Below are 18,890 nucleotides of genomic sequence, written 5' to 3'. Positions count from 1 at the left end.
CGCCATAAAGGAGCGATCCAATCTTGAAGACGCTAATCATCGCGGAGAAGCCTGATATGGGCAGGAACATTGCGGCTGCCATCGAACCGAAAGCCAAAAATCATCGCACGTACATGGAAGGCGAGCGCTATATTATCACATGGGCAATCGGTCATTTGATTGGACTTGCCGAGCCGGATGCCTATGATGATCGATACAAAAAATGGAATATCAATGATTTGCCGATTATACCGGAGAAGTTCAAGCTTGTGCCGAACAAGAAGACGATGGATCAGCTCAAGGTAATCAGCGAGCTGTCTAAGCGCTGTGACGCGCTCGTAAACGGCTGCGATGCGGGGCGGGAGGGTCAATATATCTTCTCGCTTATTCAGCGTCATCTGAAGCTGAAGCAGCCTGTGAAGCGTCTCTGGATTTCCGATTTGACTCCGGAGACCATTCGCAAAGGCTTTGCGGAGCTGAGGGAAGGCTCCGAATACGAGCCGCTCACCAGAGCGGCGACAGCCCGCAGCGAAGCGGATTGGTTAATCGGAATGAACGGCTCCAGGGCCTTCACAACGAAGCACAACGTGCTGCTCTCGGTCGGTCGGGTGCAGACGCCTGTTCTGGCGCTCATCTATGATCGACAGAAATCGATAGAGGCATTCACTTCCTTGAAATTCTTTGATGTGGAGGGGCAGTTTGTCCAAGAGGAGACAAGCTACCGGGGAATGTGGCAGGGGGAGAGGATGACCGATGGGGATAAGGCCGGCGCGATTGCGGCCAAGGTGAAGGGGAAGCCGGCCCAGATTGTCTCATACGATCGCAAAAGCGTGAAGGAATTTCCATATAAGCTGTATGATCTGACTCTGCTGCAGCGGGAGGCGAACGGGAAGTTCGGCTTCTCCGCCAAGAAAACGCTTGATATTGCGCAGTCGCTCTATGAGAAGCATAAAGTGATTTCCTATCCGAGAACCAATTCGAACTATGTGAATGAACAGAACATACCCGAAATGCACAAAACCTTATCCGCTCTGCAAAATACGGAATACGGAGAGTGGGTTCAGGGCGCCAACCGCAGTATTGTGCATAAAGGGAACAAATATGTATGCAACCCGGCCAAGGTAGAGGATCATCATGCCATTCTGCCGACCAATCGCAAAGCGGGAGCTTTATCCGCGGAAGAGAGAAAGCTCTATGATCTTGTCGTGCGAAGATTTCTCTCCCAGTTCTATCCGCCGGCTGAATATGAAGCGCACAGCGTTATTACCGAAGTCGAGCAAGAGAGCTTCAAGACGAACGTGAAGGAGCTTGTCCGTATCGGCTGGAAAGCAATCTACGAGGATCAAAAAGAGAAGAAGGAACCCTCCGGCAAGAAGGATAAAGACGGAATTGCGGAGGAAGAGGATGAGGTGAATGAACCGTTCGTGTTGTCTTCAGGGGATCCGGCCCTCTGCATAAACGCAGAGGTGAAAGAGAAGGATACACAGCCTCCCAAGCCTTATACGGAAGGGACGCTGCTCAGGGCGATGGAAAGCGCGGGCAAGCAGATTGAAGACGAGGAAGTCCGGGATGCAATGAAGGATGGGGGACTTGGCACGCCTGCAACCAGGGCTGCCACGATAGAGAGACTGAAGAATGTCGGCTATGTCTCCATGGCCGGCAAAAGAATTATGATTAGTCAGAAGGGCAGAACGGCTATTGAATTAATTCGGAACGCGGGAGTGGAGCTGCTGACCTCTCCGGAGATGACCGGGATGTGGGAGAAAAGGTTGAATGAAATTGCCCGCGGCAGCGCTTCTGACGAACAGTTCATGGTTAATGTGAAGAAATTCGCTACGATGATTGTCGAGAAGGTAAGGCGGCAATCTCGCATGGATAAAGCCTTCTTCGAAGGAGAGGCCGAGCAGTCGCCTGCCAAGAGAAGAACGACCAAGAGCAAATCAGGCGCAGCCAAAGCAACTGTAAGCTCCCCCTCACGGAAGGCATCCTCCAGGAAGCTTTCAACTGGCGGTAAGGCTCAGGCATCAGAAGAGCGTACTGAACCAACAATCATCGGAGGCTGTCCGCGCTCAGGCTGTGGCGGCACAATATTTATGGGGCGCAAGGGCTATGGCTGTTCACATTATAAGTCAGGGTGCTCATTCGTCATTTGGAAGGAATGCTTCGGTCGTCGCTTGACCGATTCGCAAGTGAAAGCACTGATTGAGAAAGGCAAAACGGCAAAGCTGAAGCTCGTGCTAAGCAACGGGGAAGAGATGAGCGGTCGGATTGTGATGAAAAATAAAGAAACAGGCGAGTTAGCAACGGAGCAATAGGAAGAACGCACGTGAATTGGACGTCATGGGACACGCAGAATCAGGCATAGGCTAAAGCATCAAATGAAATTGGAGATGATGCGAGGCTATGCCTATTTCCACGCCGCTTGTTGTTCTAACCGTTAAGACAGCCTTTCCGAAGGCGGAGCTGTCAATTCCGTACATTGCCAAGGGCTCCAATCCTCAGGCCGTAAAAATAATGAATGACACGATAATGTCTCATGTGAAAAGGCTGGTGAGCAGTCAAGGCAGCTTGGAGGATCCGAAGGCGGAAATGCTGGGCTATTATGAATTGAAAACGAATGAAAAAGGCGTATTTAGTTTATCTCTCTACAACTACGCCTTCACTGGAGGCGCGCATGGCATGACCTTGCAGCAATCCTTGACGTTCATGACGGATACAGGGGCTTTGTTCGAGTTGGAGCAGCTCTTCAAGCCGGGAAGCGATTATATGGCCAGAATAAGCAAAATCGTAGCAGCGCAAATTGAAGAAAGAGGCATTGAGACGCTCGAGCCTTTCAAGCAGATCTCGGAGCAACAGTCATTCTATGTGGCCGACCGCTCGCTGGTCATCTACTTCCAATTGTATGAGCTTGCGGCTTATGTGTACGGCTTCATCTACTTCCCGATCTCTGTGTATGCCCTGCAAGACATTATTGCGGAGGAGAGCCCGCTTGGCGTAATGCTTGCAGGCGATTAGCGTTTCAAGTAAGAATGGATGGCCGAAGGAACATCAATCAGGCGTTCCAATGTCAGGAAGGCGCCTCTGGGCTGCACATCGATCTGCACCACGTTGTAATGCCATTCCTCCTCGCTGCGCATATGAATCGCGTGAATGCCTGCAGTCAAAGCAGGCACAACATCGGTACGTATCGAGTTGCCAATCATCCATGTCCGCTCTCGATTGAAGCTGCCGCTTGCCAATATATCCTCCAGCGCTTCATTATTCTTCAATTGCCGAATATAGACGCGGGATTCGAAGAAGCGGTCAAGCTTCATCTTCTCAATCTTGCGGGACTGGATCAGCGGTTCGCCGCCGGTATAGAGATGCAGCTCATGTCCTTCGGACGCGAGTCGCTCCAAGGTCTGTTCCATATTGGGGTAAGGCTCGGTATCGTGGTCATAGACGCTGTAGCCGAGCTTCCATAGGAAATCAACCTCTGTATCTGAGCGGCGGCGCCCGGTAATTGCACAGAAATGCTCGTAGGTTTCAACAAAGGATTGCGGGAAATGCTCGCTCTTGAAGCCAGTCTCGGCAATAAGGGCAACGTCTCTCTCCAGTTGCATGGCTCGTACGGAAGCGGGGGTGACGACCCCATAACCGTTGAACCATGTTGTAACGGTATCTATAAACTGATCGACTATAAAGAAAAAGTATTTGTTGCAATAGATTAGCGTGTCATCCAAATCAAATAATATTTGCTGCTTCATCCTCTGCATTTCTCCTTTGCGGCAGCTTCTGCTATTGTATGATCAATCTACCGCAAAAGACAGTGCCCAGTCAACGGACGAGCCTTCCAAAGGGGACAAATGGCAGAAATCGTGAAATCAACCGGTGTGCTTCTGCGCGTATTTCAATTGAGCGGCGGTTAGTTGGCTCTTGATAAACGCGATGCGTCTTCGAACGTAGAAATCTCTGCTGTCGCTCTTCAAATCCCCGGGGCTGATCACCTCCTCCGTTGCATTGTCGATAATGGTCAGCCGTCCGTCCTTATAAAACTTAAACGTCAAATCGCGGCATGGACGAGCCTTCTCTACATAGCGGAAATTTTCACAGTTCTTTTTCATGATGATCTAGCCTCCTCGGAAATGTTTTATAGGCGAAACAGGAACGTTTGTTCTTTTTCTATTATAGCAAACATTTGTTCGGGTGGAAAGTGTTTTTTATTTGCCGTAAACTAGCTTTATAGATACGCAATAGTGTTTCGGACAGAAGGGATGCGTGACATGTTAAAGATAAAGAAATTAACGAAACGAATTCCAGGCGGGCCCAAGGTGCTCGACGATATCAGCTTCGATGCTTATGAAGGAGATTTTATTGCGGTGAAGGGAAGCAGCGGGAGCGGCAAATCGATGCTGCTCAAATGCTTGGCTTTGCAGGAAAAATGGACTTCGGGTACATACATGTTTGAGGGGAAGGATGTCCTTAAGGAGGGATTTGCCGCGAAATATAAAGTGAAGCGGCAGGTTGCTTATCTGGAAGAGAAGCCGTTCCTGTTCCAGGACAAAACCGGTTTGAAAAATGTTATTATCGGCTCGGTGAGCCAGACACCGACATGGCGCAGATGGACGGGCATCGTGCGCAACGACGATTATATGGGCGCCATGGATATGATTGAGAAGAGGGGCTTGCTCGATAAGGCGAAAATGAAGGCGAAGCATCTGAGCGGGGGAGAGAGACAGCGCATCGCCATAGCGAGAGCGTTGGTTCACGGGGCGAAGGTGATTGTGGCGGACGAGCCTGTCTCGGGGCTCGACCCGCATGCCGCCGATCAGGTGCTGAGCGAGCTTAAGGCTCTATGCAAGGAAGAAGGATTGATCGTAATTGCGGTGCTGCATCAAGGCGACTGGGCGGAGCGCTACGCGGATCGGATTCTCGGTCTGAACAAAGGCCAATTGGTCGTGGATGTGTACGGAAGACGATTAACAGAACGGGAGAAGCAGCTGATCTAATCTGCTTCTGCGCGAATCAATCCATCGAACAAGTCCAAGCTCCGGCAAGCGGGAGTTTGGGCTTGTTCGCGTTGCCTGCCGGAATGCCGGGACGAAAAGGCTCATATGCTAGTACGGGAGGTGATGCGCGTGCTGGCCGCTTATCTCGGATTTGTACTGGCTTTTGGCGTCTGCATTGTGATTCTGTTAATAGGAATAAAAGCGCAGAGAGGGATTGAGAACAGTCGATATCAAAGCATGCTGCCATACGGCGAGGAGACGCAGCTTATGCAAGACAAGCACGAACTTCATCGATATGGCTTCGCGCAGCTGCTGCGAAGGAAAATGAATGGCATCTCGGCCCTTGGCTTGTCCTTTAATGTAATGGCATTAATCGGGGGGGCAGCGCTAATCTACGGTCCTGCCGTACAAGCCGGAGGTTTCACGGTCATTGCGGTCGGTCTTCCCGTCGTTGCCCTCTTCTCCATCCTGGTCTCCGCCTCGATCGCGGAGCTTTCTTCCCAGATGCCGACAGCAGGCGGAATTTATCATGCGGCGCTTCGCCTCGGAGGCAGGCGCCTCGGGATGCGCGTGGGCATTTATCAATGGCTCGGGCAGCTTGCGATGCTCGCGCTGTTCATCGGAGGCGCGGCATACCTAACGGACGGCTATGCGGCGCAAAGACTTGGTTATGGAATCAGCTTCTACAGCTTTTGGAGCTGGAGTCTGGTTATCTCGGCCTCCTATTTCGCCGTCAACAAATGGGGCGCAGCCATGAATCGTTTTGTTCAATTCGGCGCATTCTGGGGCCAATTGCTGCTTGCCGCTCTGATCATAGGGAGCCTTGCCTGGACATTCTGGCCCTTGGGGTTCGATCCGTCCGAACTGTATCATTGGCAAAATGCGGATTTGACCGGCGGAGTTTCTCCAGCTTCATTCGCTGTGGGCTTGCTGCTGCTCTCCAAGCTCTTTCTCGGCAACGAGGGAGCTGCGCAGGGCGCGGAAGAAATTATTGAGCCTCGAATCAAATCGCCGTGGGCAGTATTTCTCTCTTCGGCTTATATGTATGTGATCGGCTTCGTACTGCTCTTCTTCATGTCCTTGATTCTCTTGACGGCGGGAGGCGTTTCCTCGGCAATGGCATCGACTAGCCTGATTGATAACGGTATCCCGTTTCTGTTCCAGCAGCTTGCGGGCAGCGGCATTCTTGCTTCGCCTCTTATTCAACTGCTTATTCTTATCTCGCTGTGGCAGAGCGGGTCTCAGTCGATGTCGCATTGTTCAAGGCTGCTATTCAGTATGGCCAGGGACGGAAGCGTGCCTTTTAGCGGGAAACTGGGCCATGTACGCGCTGACCGCCGCATTCCTCTTAACGCGCTCCTTGCGAGCGGGCTATCGGCTCTAGCGCTGCTCGCATTGGCTTCAACCGCAACTGCTGGCTTCCCTGTCTTGCCTCTGTTGTCGCTCTCCATTCTCTGCTTGTATTCAAGCCACGGCATCTCAATCGGTTTAAAACTAAAGCAACAACTGGACAGTCGCGGGCGGACATTTCTCCATGCCGCGCGCAAAGACGAGCGAGGACCTTGGCAACTGGGCAGTTGGAGCACGGTCATTCATATCCTGGCTCTTCTCTGGCTGGGGATATCCATCCTGCTGGCCATTCTCTGTCTGCCATCCTTCGGCTTGATTGTGACTGCCGCAGCGACGCTTCTGTCTACAGCTCTCCTAATGAGATATGGAGCGACTGGAGGCGTATCCCCGCAGAAGTCCATGGACAAAAGGCGCGAAAGCGAGGATTGGTCGAGAATCGAACGCGATTATTCCGCATAGCTGTTTATTTTACGCAATATTCAGGCAATTGACGGGAAATAGTATGGGAAGGATGGGATCATTTCCCGGGGAACCGCAAAAAGCTACAGGTTTGATAGCGTTTCGACATGATTGCATGCGAAAAAATAATTAAAGCTGTGAAATAGATATGATTATAGCGAATGAAAGAACGATTTTGCCAAGGAATGGCTTTTGCTATTATACTATACTTGCAGCATGCACACAGAAGAGGTGTACAACTTATGAATGTCAATCGAACCCGCCCCATCATTTCATCCGTTCAAGTCGGAGAGCCCGTCTTGATCGACCACGGAAACAAGCAGGTGCTCAGCGGAATATGGAAGCGGCCGAGCGATCATCCGATCTATGCGAGCAGGCTGGGCATGGAAGGCGACGCGCAAGCCGATACTGTGAATCACGGAGGAGAAGACAAAGCGATCTGCGCGTATTTCGGATCAAGATATTCCTATTGGGAAGCCGAGTATGGAAGACCCTTTCCGAATGGCTCCTTCGGGGAAAATATTACGATCAGCGATTGGACCGAGGAGGAAATCTGCATCGGCGATGTAATCGCAGGCGACGAGGTCGTGCTTCAGGTTAGCCAGCCGCGACAGCCTTGCTTCAAGCTGGGGCTGCGGCATTCGCTGGCGGAATTGCCCGTTCGGGTGCGGGAAACCGGGTATTCGGGCTTTTATTTCCGCGTTATTCAGGAAGGCAACATTCGTTCGGGAGAGCCGTTAAAGGTAGTGCAGAAGCATTCGGCGGGCTGCAGCATCATGCAGGCGAATCAAGTGATGTACGTCCATACCGGGGATCGGGTCAAAATCGAACAATTGCTTACGGTGGAACCCTTGTCCGAGAGCTGGAAGAAACAGCTTCAGAGCCGGTTGAACAAGCTTTAGATTCATATTATGAGGGATGGGAGCTGTTGCGTCGTATGAGTTTGGCGAAAGCGCTGGGATACGATGAGTTCGAGAAATTGTTAATCATTAACGCGGATGATTTCGGGCTGTGCCATTCGGTTAATGGAGCGATTCAGCAGTTATTGACAGAGCATGCGGTAAGCTCGGCAACCATAATGATGCCTTGCTCCTTCAGCAGAGCCGCCGCCAGGTGGAGTGCATCCAATCCCCAATACGATGTTGGCGTGCATCTGACCTTTACCAGCGAATGGGAGCCTTACAAATGGGGGCCGGTCACAGCCAACGGCGATGTTTCGTCCCTGGTAACGAAAGAAGGCTATTTCCCGACGGGAAGCAAAGCATTCGAGGAGCAGGCAATGAAGGAGCATGTGAAGCTTGAGCTGCGGAACCAGATTGAACAGGCGATCAGCCTTGGCATGACGCCGACGCATGCGGACAATCATATGGGAAGCTTGTACGGCTTGCAAACGGGCAACCATTTTCTGGCCGAGACGCTGGAGATATGCGCCGAATACGGCTTGCCGTTTCGGCTGCCGCGGTTTTTGAACATGGAGAAGGGGCAGGTAGCGCCGAAGGAGATGGAGGAACAGGCGAAGCAAATTGCCGCGCTTGCGGACGCCAAGGGTGTGGTCATTCTGGATTATTTGATTGGCTTGCCGTTCCAGCTCGGGGCAGCGGAAACGCTCGACAGCTTCAAGGCCGACATGCTTGAGCTGCTTGGCAGTCTGAAGCCCGGCGTGTCGGAGCTGATTATCCATCCTTCTCTGGTGACAGACGAGCTGCGTTCCTTCCATATGGAGCCCGAGAAACGCGGGTTGGAGCACGCCCTGTTCCTTGATTCGGAATTTTCCACTCACATTCAAAAGCTTGGCATTCGCGTTATCAAGTGGAGCGAGCTCCAGAAGCTGCAGCGCGATCGCAAGAGAGCCTGACAATCCAATCCATCATTAATTCGATCATTGAAGGAGAGAACCCGAGTGTCTTATGAATCCATAGCGAGATTGGCTGGAGATGTAAAAGAAAACGTTAACAAAGTCATTGTCGGCAAAGAGGATATTATCGATTTGCTGCTCATCGCATTCATCACTTCGGGCCATGTGCTGCTTGAGGATGTTCCAGGAACCGGCAAGACGCTCTTGGCCAAGTCGTTCGCGCAGTCCTTGCATCTCGATTTCAAGCGGATTCAATTCACGCCCGACTTGCTTCCGTCCGATCTGAGCGGCATTCACTTCTACAATCAGAAGCTGGGAGAATTTCAATTCCGTCCGGGACCGCTCTTCACGAATTTGCTTCTGGCCGACGAGATCAATCGGGCAACGCCGAGAACGCAATCCAGCTTGCTCGAATGCATGGAAGAGCGACAAATCAGCATCGACGGCGAGACAATGAAGCTGCGGCCTCCGTTCATGGTTATCGCGACCCAGAATCCAATCGAGCAGCAAGGAACGTTCCCGTTGCCGGAAGCGCAGCTCGACCGATTCCTGTTCAAAATCAAGATGGGTTATCCGACAACGGAAGAAGGCGTGAAGCTGCTTCATCGATTCCGGGACAGCAACCCGCTTGCCGAATTGTCGGCGGTCGCGGGCGATGAGAGCATCCAAAGCGCGCAGCGAGCCTTCTCCTCCGTAAAGATATCCGATGAAGTTGTGCGTTATTTGCTTGCTATCGTCGAGAGCACGCGAAAGCGCGACGATGTGGCGGTAGGCGTAAGTCCTCGCGGGAGCCAGGCATTGCTGCGAGCGGCGCAGGTGCATACGATTTTGAGAGGACGGGATTTCGTAGCGCCTGACGATATTAAAGCGATGGCGAAGCCGGTGCTCTGCCACCGCATCGCGCTTCGCGGCATATCACGCACGGCGGGACAAGCGGAGCGCATCATCGAGGAAATTATTCATCAAATCGAGGTTCCGGCAGAAGCAGACCTGTCTGTACAGTAGGAGGAGCTGATCATGGCTATCTTATGGTTCGTCATCACGGCTGTCCTCTTAATGGGGGCTCAGACCTATCTATTCAAAAAATGGGCGCTCAGCAAGCTGACTTTCGAGAGGAGATTCAGCTCGAAGACCTGTTTCAACGGCGAGACGGTAGAATGGGTGGAGCAGCTGTCCAATCGAAAATGGCTGCCTGTTCCTTGGCTGAGGGTCGAATCCCAGCTCTCATCGCATCTCCGCTTCGGCAAGCAGGAAAACCTCGATGTAAGCAGCGGTCAGATGTATCAGAACCATCGAAGCTTCTTCACGCTAGCTCCTTACACGAAGATTACGAGGACCCATCGCATCACGCCGGACAAACGGGGCTGGTACAAGATGAATACGGTTACTTTGACGGGAGGAGATCTGCTCGGAAGCGCTCAGAACTCCATTCAGCTTTCGCTTCAGGAAGAGCTGATCGTCTTTCCGCTGCCGGCAGAGGTGCCGCTTGATCAGCTGCCGTTCCGAAGCTGGCAGGGCGAGAACCCGGTTCGCAGACATGTCATCACCGACCCGTTCTCGATTGCGGGCACGAGAGGATATCAGCCGGGAGATACGCTTCGACAGGTGAATTGGAAGGCGACTGCCAGAACAGGAGAGCTGCAGGTGCATCAATACGACTATACCGCCACGCGTTGTATGATGATCTATCTCAATGCCGAGGATGTCGAGGGCATGTGGAGAGCAATTTCGAATGAAGCCTTAATCGAACGCGGCATTGAATGGGCCGCGGGCGTCGCCGAACGCGTCATTGCGCAAGGCATGCAGGTTGGCTTCATGGCGAATATGCCGATCATGGGCACGATCGAGAGCGCTTATGCGGAGCCGCTGAGCGGACAAGATCATCTGTATGGTTTGTACGAGCTGATGGCCAAGCTCGCGATGGAGCGCACCCAGAAATTCACGGAGCTGCTTGAGGAAGCCGTAGAGCTTAGGTATGCCAATCGGGATGTCTTGCTGCTGTCGGCTTATTGGAATGATGAGCTGGAGCAGCTGGCTGAAGAGCTGCGGCATAATGGCAATGCGGTGGCATCATGGCTCATTCCCGAGAAGAACGAAGGAGCTAAGACGGGCAGTGCCGGGAAGGAGGGCGTCGCATGATCGAGGGGAGGGGTTCAATCGCCCGGCTTGCTTATGTCGGGATGGGTCTGGTGGAGATTCTATTCTACCTGCCGTTATTGCTTGTTGTTGGCGTGTATACCTTGCCTGATACTGCAGCGTTCATCTGGCTGGCTGCTCTGAGTCTCCTGTATGCGATCACGGCATTATTGTACAGACTGAACTGGACGCATAAGCCGTTATGGCGTATTCTGTTGTCTGCCGCGCTTAGCCTGGGCTTGATTGCGTCTGTTCTTCTGACGGCAGGGGAGGGGATGAAGCTGCCGGCTTTGCTTGCTTGCGGATTCATCGGGGCGTTGCTGACAGAACGCGGCTTTGCAATGCGCAGAGCGGGGTGGAATCAATCCTTCAGCTCAGCGCATCAATTTTTCGGAATTATGGCATACTTGGTTATCCTGTTCCTCAGGGCTATCTATCTGCATGAGCTGGACGCCTATGTACGTTTCCTGAACTTCAGCGGCATGGCAGCCGTTCTTGCTTTCCTTGCCCTTATGAATGAAAGACATCTGCGTAAGGAGCTGCTGGAATCTCGCAAGACGAAGGCGGCTGCAGCTTCTCAAAGACGAAATCGCGCGATGATGATCATCCTGTCGGCTGTTCTTATCGTGATTGCCTTCTTCCATCAATTGCAAAATAGTCTTAATCATGCCATTAAATCGTTCATGAAGTGGATTTTCTCCTGGTTCGGCGGATCGGAGTCGGCGCCTCCGCCTCCCGAAACGGCCCCCCCTCCCATACAGCCGCCGCTTGCTGCCGAGGCGAATGAGCGATCTCCAATTCTGGAGTTTATCGAAGAGTGGATCAAAAACATCGTATTGGTGCTCGTAGCCATTGCGCTGCTGGTTGCGTTGTATTTGATTATGAAGCGAGTCGCCGCTTATGTGATGAAGCTGTACGTCAGGCTAATGAACAAGGATCTTGACAATCGGCGAAAGGGCAAGGATGAATCGGGATACGAGGATGAAGTCGAAAGATTAATGTCGTTAAATGAATGGGGCAAGCAATTCGGCAAGAGATTCAAAGGAAAATCCCTTCATCCGCTCGACAAATGGGACGAGCTTACGGCCAACGATGCCAGAATTCGGTCATTGTTTCGTCAAATGCTTCGCAAGGAGATGCGGGAAGGCTATGAGCATCGGAGCTCGTTGACGCCCAGGGAAACGGCAGAGGAGCTTGGCAGGAGGACTGACGACAGATTGGGGGAAGAGCTGGAGGCATTGGTGCAAACCTATGAGGCTGCCAGGTACGGCGGGAAGCTGCCTAGCGATGAGCAAATCGCGAAGCATAGCAGCTGGCTCAAGCTGGTACACAAAAAATAACGGCAAATCGCCGTTATTTTTTGCTTGCTTCTACTCGTCCCAGCATATGATCAACGATTTTCTTGCCATGAAAGCGGCCGGATTCAATGAAAATTTCATTCGCTTCATGACGGGAAGCAACCACGCCGGCCAGATAAATACCGGGGATGTTCGTCTCCATGGTGTTCTCGTCAAAGGTCGGATAGCCTTCCTTCTCCATCGTTATGCCCGACTCTGTCAGGAATTGGCGATCAGGATGGAAGCCCGTCAAAGCCAGAACAAAATCGTTCGCAAGGTGAAAGCGCCCTTCGGGACCTTCTACCGAAATTTCTCTCGGTGAAATTTCAACGACTCTTGACTGGAAATACATCCCGATGATTCCGCTCTCGACCTTCTTCTCGAACATTGGCCTGACCCAGGGCTTAATGCTTGGAGAATATGATTCTCCCCGATAGACGATGGTTACCTCAGCGCCTATACGCTCCAGCTCCAGCGCGGCGTCAATAGCCGAATTGCTGCCCCCGATAATAGCAACCTTCATCCCCGCATACGGATGCGCTTCGCGGAAGAAATGACTTACTTTATCCATATTCTCTCCCGGAATGCCAAGCTCATTCGGATGGTCGAAATAACCGGTTGCGATGATGACATGGCTGCAGCGATATTCCAGAGGACTGTCAAATCGGTCATGTCCTGTCAGTTGAAATCCTTCGCCGGCTCTTACGATGGAAGTGATGGTTTCATAAGGTTGAATACGAATGCCGTGCCGCTGGGCGGCTATCCGATAATAATGCAAGGCTTCCAGGCGCGTGGGCTTCTCGCTTGCCGTGGTGAACGGAATATCTCCGATTTCCAGCTTCTCCGACGTGCTGAAAAATTGCATATAGGTCGGATATTGCGATATGGAATGAACGAGATTGCGTTTCTCGATAACGAGCGCTGAAATGCCGTTCTTCTGCAGCTCGATGGCGGCCGCCAAGCCGCAGGGCCCCGCGCCAATGATAATCGTATGTTCCATGTTCAAGGGAAAATCCTCCTTCATGCAGCTGTTCATGCAGTTATTGGATACAAAAATTAAGGCAAAAGCTTATCTTGAACCCCCAATCTTTTGATGTATAATGAAAAGAAAAACAAGTTATAGGGATGGGGGAGAGACGATGCGAAGACGATTTGTCATCGAGGCCGTGATGATCGCCACTTATGGACATTTGCTCGTGCCGCGCTATCCGGTGGATTATGTGATTCCCTATTCATCAATCGCCGAATTGTACGAAATACGAGAAAGCAATGATCCCGTGATGGACGATCTGGATGAAGATCAATATGTGAAGACGAAGGTGAATGAACTTATCCTCTTCTTCGAGGATGCGCTCAACCGCAAAAAAATCGAAAAGGCGATTGGGGCGCCTTGGCGCGAGAGCACGCCGCTATTGCTTAGCGAGCAAATTCAGTTCACGATCGTCAATGCCATGGATACCGCGCAATACGGCGAGCTGTTCGATCCGGTAGAAACCGAGCTGTTACTCACGGGCATCCGCCTCCAAATTCCGCTCCTGACCGATCAATTCGACTTTCAGGACAAATTAATCGAAGCTGAAGTTCCCGTTCAGATTTACGATATCGAGGATTTCGAATTCGCCGTGGAAGAAGGAATTTCCGCGATGGATATCGAAGGCTGAGGCGCGATTCGAAAAAAGCTTTGATTAGGAATTATCCGAATTCCTTCGATCGATCGCCTCGGCCATGGTTTTGTCCGTCAAATGGGCATAGATTTGCGTTGTTTCGGGAGAGGCATGTCCAAGCTGCTCCTGCGTTTTGTAAATATCATTCTGCAAATAATAATCGGTCGCGAAGGAATGCCGCAGCTTATGCACAGACAGATACGGCTTGCCGAAATGCTTCGCATATTTGATCACCATCGCCTGGATGGCGCGCTTGGTCATTCTCGAGCCCTCGTTCTTGCCGTTTGCAACAGCAAGGAACAGCGCCTTCTCTCTGCGCGGCGCCTTGTATCGGGCAGATCGCAGCTCCAGATAAGAAGCGAGATCCTCGGTCGCCTCCTGCCGGAAATAGACGGGCGTTTTGAAGTTATCGTCATTCTTGCCTTTGCGATAGACGTAACAAAGCTTCTTCTTCATGTCAATATCATCCATATTCAGATTGACAAGCTCCGATACCCGGAGACCGGAATGAAGAATGAAGGATATAATGCAAGCGTCGCGCACCTTGTTCTGTTCGAAGGCGTACAAGGCTTGTTTGTTGCGGCTAATCTCCTGTCCGTAATGCACCTTAACGAATGACAGAAACTCCGAAATTTCTTCCTCCTGCAGCAGCTTCCCCTCCAGCTTCGCCGCTGTATCCTTTGGCTTGTGCGTGCGCTTAATCGCGACCTTCGCCATTACATTCCGCTTCAGCAATGGATAGAATTCATCATCTTCGGCAATTTGGCTCAAGTAATGAAACAGGGAACGAAGGGAGCTGAGCTTCCTGGAAATCGTAATCCGTTGATTGCGCTCCACCTTGTAAGTGGATAGATACATCCGATATCCGTCTATGCTCTCCATCTTGAGCGTCTCAAGCTCCTTCAACGTTACATTCTTCATAGAATCCGCCTCCGACAAGCCTTCGGCCATGAGCCACTTCAGAAAGGTTTCATAATCCCTCATATATTCAACGAGCGAAGCGGGGGAGAGATCCGGAAGCTTATACTGAATAAATTGCTCAATGTACCAAGGCATGCAAGGCAGCTTGGCATCCAGCTCTTGTCGTTCCTTCTGCTTCAGTATATTCAAGATCGCATCGCCCCTTTCTCTTCCTACATTGTAGCAATTGACATAACGGGATTCAACACACATTCTATTTCGTGGGATGGGAAGCAAATTTATGTAATTCCTTCAATAAGGTTACATAATTCTGAAGCCCATGATACACTCTATCGTGTTGCAAACGACCATTCGCAGGACCGAATAGATAACTTCAATGGACAAGGAGGCAAAGAAACATGATGAAGAAAAAGATCTGGCAAGCTTTAATCGCATTCAGTTTGATAACAGCGCTTGTCACCACAGCGCCAAGCACTGCGGTTTATGCCGCTTCATCTTCAACGCTTTCTTATGGAAGCTACGACGGGGATGTCCCTGATTTGCAATTTCGATTGAAGACGCTAGCCTACTTTAATGCGGACGTTACCTCTTTCTTCGGAGAAGTAACGCGATATTCCGTCTTGCTGTTCCAGCAAGATTACGGTCTTACGGTGGACGGTATTGCCGGTCCTGAGACCTGGGCTGCGCTGAAGAAGGCTTCGGTGAATCAACATGAGCTTGATTTGCTCGCCAGAATTATATATGGCGAAGCCCGCGGCGAGATCTACGAAGGGCAGGTTGCTGTAGGCGCGGTTGTAATGAATCGACTGGCTTCGGCCCATTTCCCCAATTCCGTGCAAGGCGTGATTGAACAGCCTGGCGCCTTCACAGCCGTAAGCGACGGACAATATAATAAGGTTCCCGACGAAACGGCGTACCGGGCCGCACTCGATGCTGTCGCGGGATATGATCCCACCGACGGAGCGCTTTACTATTTCAACCCTGAAACGGCGACATCAAGCTGGATTTGGACGCGTAAGCAAACCGGCAAGATCGGCCATCATATTTTTGCGGTATAAACTATTCTTGCCATTGCAAAATAGTTACTCCACTCTGAAGGCCAGAAGCGTTAACAGACGCTTCTGGCCTCTTTCTCGTGAATTTGCAAGCGGGATTCATTCCTTGCCGCCGAACATGCTATAATAATGAGGTTAAATGGAAAACGGAGGTGAACATGCATGGCTGGCAGCAAGATGACCGTCGAGATTTGGTCGGACTTTGTATGTCCGTTCTGCTATATCGGGGAAACAAGGTATGAAATGGCATTGAAGCAATTCGAGCATCAAGGCCAGATTGAAACGGTATTCCGCAGCTTCGAGCTTGACCCGGGGGCAGTGTCCGACGAAGGCATGACAACATCAGAGATGCTCTCGAAAAAATACGGCTTGACGATGGAGCAAGTGAGAAGCTCCAATGAGCAGATGGTTCAGCGCGCCGCCGATGCGGGTCTGACCTTCCATCTGGATGATTTGCGAGTGCTTAATACCTTCGATGCGCACCGACTGTCCCATTACGCGGCGGAGCAAGGAAAGCAAGAGGAGCTTGCCGCTCTGTTGTTCCAGGCCTATTTCGACCATAATCGGGATATCTCGGATAGCTCTGTTCTGGTCGAATACGCCGTTCAAGCAGGGCTTCAGGAAGAGGGAGCGAGAGAGGCGCTTGGCTCGCATCGTTATGCGGATGAGGTTAAGCGAGATGAGGCGGAAGCTGTCGAGCTTGGCGTGCGAGGCGTTCCGTTCTTTGTCATTGACCGCAAATATGCCATTTCCGGTGCTCAGGATACGAACGTATTCCTGGAAACGTTAAACAAGGCTTGGCAGGAGAGAAATGCGGCACAATAACGATTCGAAATACGATCAGGGGGAATTTCTATTGACAGCAACGGCTAACAATCTGCTTCTATTCATTGGCTCGTACTCCGAAGGAGAGGATGAAGGCATACATATCTGTTCCTTCGACGGCGACCGCGAAGAGCTTGCCAGGCTAAGCTCGATTAGCGGGGTGAAAAATCCGACCTTTCTTAACGTTGACGAGAATCGGAAATTGTTGTACGCCATCGGAGAAGGAGAGGATGCGGAAGGCAAGAAGGCGGGAGAAGCGGTATGCTTCTCTTTCGATTCTGTGAGCGGCGGCTTGACGGAGTTAGGCCGCAAACAGACGGTGCATGCGACCACCTGCCATATTCAGCGCGATTCATCCAATGCATACTTGACCGTTACAAGCTATCATGGGGGATTGGTCGGATTATTAGCCTTGAATCCGGATGGCAGTATCGGCGAAGTGCTGGATGTGCAGCAGCATGCCGGCAGCAGCGTGCATCCGAATCAGGATCGGCCGCATCCGCATTCCAGCTTCTATAGCAGAGACGGACATTATTTGTTCGTTCAGGATCTGGGTCTCGATCTTATCGTCACTTATCGCATTGTTGACGGGAAGCTGGTCAAGCATCAGGAGACGGCGCTGCCGCCGGGCTCCGGTCCCAGACATCTCGTCGTTCATGGGACCCTCGATATGGTTTATGTCATTAATGAATTGAATTCAACGATTTCCGCTCTATCTTTCAACAGCAAGACCGGCTTGCTTGCACTCGAGCAAACGGAGAGCACGCTGCCAAGGGACTATGGAGGCGAGAACGGCTGCGCTGAAATCGCGATTTCAAACGATGGACGATTCTTGTACGGCTCGAATCGCGGCCATGACAGCATCGTCGTCTTCGCTATTGATCCTTTAACGGGAGGCATGACTACGATTCAGCATATTTCAACCGAGGGCGGACATCCAAGGCATTTCGCGCTCACGCCGGATGGGCGGCACATGCTTGTTGCCAATCGGGATGCGAATAATGTGGTCATCTTCCGTGTTTCGCCGAATCAGGGTACCTTGTCGTATTCGGGCAAGCAAGCGGCATTCAGCAAACCGGTATGCGTTATACCTAAAAAACTCTAATTCACGAACCAATTGGGAAGGGAACGAATATCAAGTTGACAACCAAAGACGAGCAAAAGCCTGCGCTTAAACCAACGAAAATTTTAAGATGCAAAAACCCGGAATGCAAGGCCTGGATCCGGGATATATTCACGGATAAAGAGCAGTTGGAGCAAACATGCCCGATTTGCAAGGGCCCCATGCTTCGCAGCATGAAGCATTTGCCGCCCGTTCAGAATAAGATCAAACGTGCGCCGCGCAAGAAGAACGATTAACTTTTCAAGCAGGAAGCAAGAGATGGGATGTCAGCCGGATGAAGAAATTCAAAAAATTTTATATCGAAACGACAAGTATATGCAATTTATCCTGCCATTTCTGTCCGCCGACGGAACGCGCAAAAGGCTTTCTTTCCGTAGAGGATTTCGCGAAAACGCTCGATCAAGTGAAGCCGCACACGGATTATATTTATTTTCATGTGAAAGGCGAGCCCTTGCTTCATCCCAAGCTAGACGAGCTGCTTGATATAAGCCATGAGAAGGGCTTTAAGGTCAACATTACGACAAATGGCACCTTGATCGTGAAAAATAGAGAGAAGCTGCTCGGGAAGCCGGCGCTAAGACAGATGAACTTCTCCTTGCACAGCTTCGACGGTCATGCCGGCTCGAAGGACAAAGCGGGCTATCTGGCTGCGATTATCGCATTCGCGAAGGAAGCGGTCGCTTCAAGCGATATAATCATTTCATTCCGCTTATGGAATCTGGACATGGACAATGAGGTGAATCGTCAGAGTCAAAAAAACCGGGAGCTGCTCGGGATGATCGAGAAAGCGTTCGAGCTCGATTATCATATTGAAGAGAAGTTCAAGCCCGGCACGGGCGTGAAGATCGCGGAGCGCATCTATCTGAATCAGGATCCTGAGTTCAAATGGCCCGCGCTGCATGAGCCGGAGGATGACGGGAAAGGATTCTGCCATGCGCTGCGCAGCCAAGCTGGCGTGCTGATTGACGGTACCGTCATTCCATGCTGCCTCGACGGCGAAGGCGTCATCAATCTTGGCAATATTCACAGGAAGCCGTTCTCCGAAATTGTCGAAGGAGATAGAGCCAATCGGCTCTACGACGGCTTCTCGCGAAGAGAAGCCGTCGAGGAATTATGCCGCAAATGCGGCTATCGCCAACGCTTCGGTTGAGTGGAGCAATGGATAAGAAAAGAGTCGACGCTAACTAAAGAGGGCAGC

The 18,890-nt window shown here is 51.4% G+C and carries 19 protein-coding genes; 15 read left to right on the top strand and 4 right to left on the bottom strand.

The window, feature by feature from the left end:
* The first annotated feature begins 23 nt into the window (after positions 1 to 23).
* Both HFP08_RS21340 and HFP08_RS21335 read left to right on the top strand, forming a co-directional pair.
* On the top strand, positions 24 to 2,294 hold the full coding sequence (locus tag HFP08_RS21340) for a type IA DNA topoisomerase (protein ID WP_168122640.1): 2,271 nt from the start codon (positions 24 to 26) through the stop codon (positions 2,292 to 2,294).
* A gap of 88 nt (positions 2,295 to 2,382) precedes the next feature.
* Positions 2,383 to 2,994 (top strand): DUF3298 and DUF4163 domain-containing protein, encoded by a 612-nt coding sequence (locus HFP08_RS21335; protein ID WP_168122639.1) that lies wholly within the window; start codon positions 2,383 to 2,385, stop codon positions 2,992 to 2,994.
* Here the strand turns inward: HFP08_RS21335 and HFP08_RS21330 are convergent.
* Together HFP08_RS21330 and HFP08_RS21325 are read right to left on the bottom strand one after the other, a co-directional pair.
* A complete protein-coding gene (locus tag HFP08_RS21330) occupies positions 2,991 to 3,725 on the bottom strand; it encodes an HAD family hydrolase (RefSeq protein WP_168122638.1) in 735 nt (244 codons plus the stop codon). The two genes, HFP08_RS21335 and HFP08_RS21330, sit on opposite strands and share 4 nt — an antisense overlap.
* Before the next feature lie 117 nt (positions 3,726 to 3,842).
* Positions 3,843 to 4,082, bottom strand: coding sequence for a hypothetical protein (locus HFP08_RS21325; protein ID WP_168122637.1), 240 nt, complete (start codon positions 4,080 to 4,082; stop codon positions 3,843 to 3,845).
* Positions 4,083 to 4,241: 159 nt separating this feature from the next.
* Here HFP08_RS21325 and HFP08_RS21320 point away from each other — a divergent pair, with 159 nt between their 5' ends.
* The 7 genes from HFP08_RS21320 (at position 4,242) to HFP08_RS21290 (ending at position 12,107) form a co-directional block, all read left to right on the top strand.
* Complete coding sequence (locus tag HFP08_RS21320; RefSeq protein ID WP_168122636.1) at positions 4,242 to 4,967, top strand: phosphonate ABC transporter ATP-binding protein; 726 nt, start codon at positions 4,242 to 4,244, stop codon at positions 4,965 to 4,967.
* Between the two features lie 129 nt (positions 4,968 to 5,096).
* On the top strand, positions 5,097 to 6,776 hold the full coding sequence (locus HFP08_RS21315; RefSeq protein ID WP_168122635.1) for an amino acid permease: 1,680 nt from the start codon (positions 5,097 to 5,099) through the stop codon (positions 6,774 to 6,776).
* Between the two features lie 242 nt (positions 6,777 to 7,018).
* Entirely contained in the window at positions 7,019 to 7,678 is a 660-nt protein-coding gene (locus HFP08_RS21310; protein ID WP_168122634.1) for an MOSC domain-containing protein, read from the top strand.
* A 35-nt stretch (positions 7,679 to 7,713) separates the two neighbouring features.
* Positions 7,714 to 8,631 (top strand): polysaccharide deacetylase family protein, encoded by a 918-nt coding sequence (locus tag HFP08_RS21305; protein WP_168122633.1) that lies wholly within the window; start codon positions 7,714 to 7,716, stop codon positions 8,629 to 8,631.
* Between the two features lie 45 nt (positions 8,632 to 8,676).
* Entirely contained in the window at positions 8,677 to 9,636 is a 960-nt protein-coding gene (locus HFP08_RS21300) for an AAA family ATPase (RefSeq protein ID WP_168122632.1), read from the top strand.
* Between the two features lie 12 nt (positions 9,637 to 9,648).
* Positions 9,649 to 10,770 carry a DUF58 domain-containing protein gene (locus HFP08_RS21295; protein WP_168122631.1) on the top strand — a complete coding sequence of 374 codons (1,122 nt, stop codon included), beginning with the start codon at positions 9,649 to 9,651 and terminating at the stop codon, positions 10,768 to 10,770.
* On the top strand, positions 10,767 to 12,107 hold the full coding sequence (locus HFP08_RS21290) for a DUF4129 domain-containing protein (protein ID WP_168122630.1): 1,341 nt from the start codon (positions 10,767 to 10,769) through the stop codon (positions 12,105 to 12,107). The genes HFP08_RS21295 and HFP08_RS21290 overlap by 4 nt, the downstream gene beginning before the upstream one ends.
* A 13-nt stretch (positions 12,108 to 12,120) precedes the next feature.
* Here the strand turns inward: HFP08_RS21290 and HFP08_RS21285 are convergent, their stop codons facing one another.
* Positions 12,121 to 13,104, bottom strand: a complete 984-nt coding sequence (locus HFP08_RS21285; protein WP_168122707.1) for a YpdA family putative bacillithiol disulfide reductase — start codon at positions 13,102 to 13,104, stop codon at positions 12,121 to 12,123.
* A gap of 139 nt (positions 13,105 to 13,243) precedes the next feature.
* Here HFP08_RS21285 and HFP08_RS21280 point away from each other — a divergent pair, with 139 nt between their 5' ends.
* Positions 13,244 to 13,765, top strand: coding sequence for an ADP-heptose synthase (locus HFP08_RS21280; RefSeq protein ID WP_168122629.1), 522 nt, complete (start codon positions 13,244 to 13,246; stop codon positions 13,763 to 13,765).
* Positions 13,766 to 13,789: 24 nt separating this feature from the next.
* On the opposite strand, the gene xerS is transcribed toward HFP08_RS21280, so the two are convergent.
* Complete coding sequence (gene xerS, locus HFP08_RS21275) at positions 13,790 to 14,878, bottom strand: tyrosine recombinase XerS (RefSeq protein ID WP_168122628.1); 1,089 nt, start codon at positions 14,876 to 14,878, stop codon at positions 13,790 to 13,792.
* Positions 14,879 to 15,090: 212 nt separating this feature from the next.
* Between xerS and HFP08_RS21270 the strand changes: the two genes are divergently transcribed.
* The 5 genes from HFP08_RS21270 (at position 15,091) to HFP08_RS21250 (ending at position 18,842) form a co-directional block, all read left to right on the top strand.
* Positions 15,091 to 15,747 (top strand): cell wall hydrolase, encoded by a 657-nt coding sequence (locus HFP08_RS21270; RefSeq protein ID WP_168122706.1) that lies wholly within the window; start codon positions 15,091 to 15,093, stop codon positions 15,745 to 15,747.
* A gap of 159 nt (positions 15,748 to 15,906) precedes the next feature.
* The gene (locus HFP08_RS21265; protein WP_168122627.1) at positions 15,907 to 16,569 is read left to right on the top strand and encodes a DsbA family oxidoreductase; all 663 of its coding nucleotides are present in this window, start codon (positions 15,907 to 15,909) and stop codon (positions 16,567 to 16,569) included.
* Positions 16,570 to 16,600: 31 nt separating this feature from the next.
* Positions 16,601 to 17,674: a lactonase family protein gene (locus HFP08_RS21260; RefSeq protein ID WP_240941685.1), complete on the top strand. Its 1,074-nt coding sequence runs from the start codon at positions 16,601 to 16,603 to the stop codon at positions 17,672 to 17,674.
* A gap of 35 nt (positions 17,675 to 17,709) precedes the next feature.
* On the top strand, positions 17,710 to 17,928 hold the full coding sequence (locus tag HFP08_RS21255) for a cold-inducible protein YdjO-related protein (RefSeq protein ID WP_168122625.1): 219 nt from the start codon (positions 17,710 to 17,712) through the stop codon (positions 17,926 to 17,928).
* Between the two features lie 38 nt (positions 17,929 to 17,966).
* Positions 17,967 to 18,842, top strand: coding sequence for a radical SAM/SPASM domain-containing protein (locus HFP08_RS21250; protein WP_168122624.1), 876 nt, complete (start codon positions 17,967 to 17,969; stop codon positions 18,840 to 18,842).
* Positions 18,843 to 18,890: the final 48 nt, after the last annotated feature.

Origin of the sequence: Paenibacillus sp. HB172176 (assembly GCF_011947265.1) — a bacterium.
Taxonomy (GTDB): Bacteria; Bacillota; Bacilli; order Paenibacillales; family Paenibacillaceae; genus Pristimantibacillus.
Note: the sequence above shows the minus strand (reverse complement) of the source record. Positions and strands in the feature narration are given on the sequence as shown.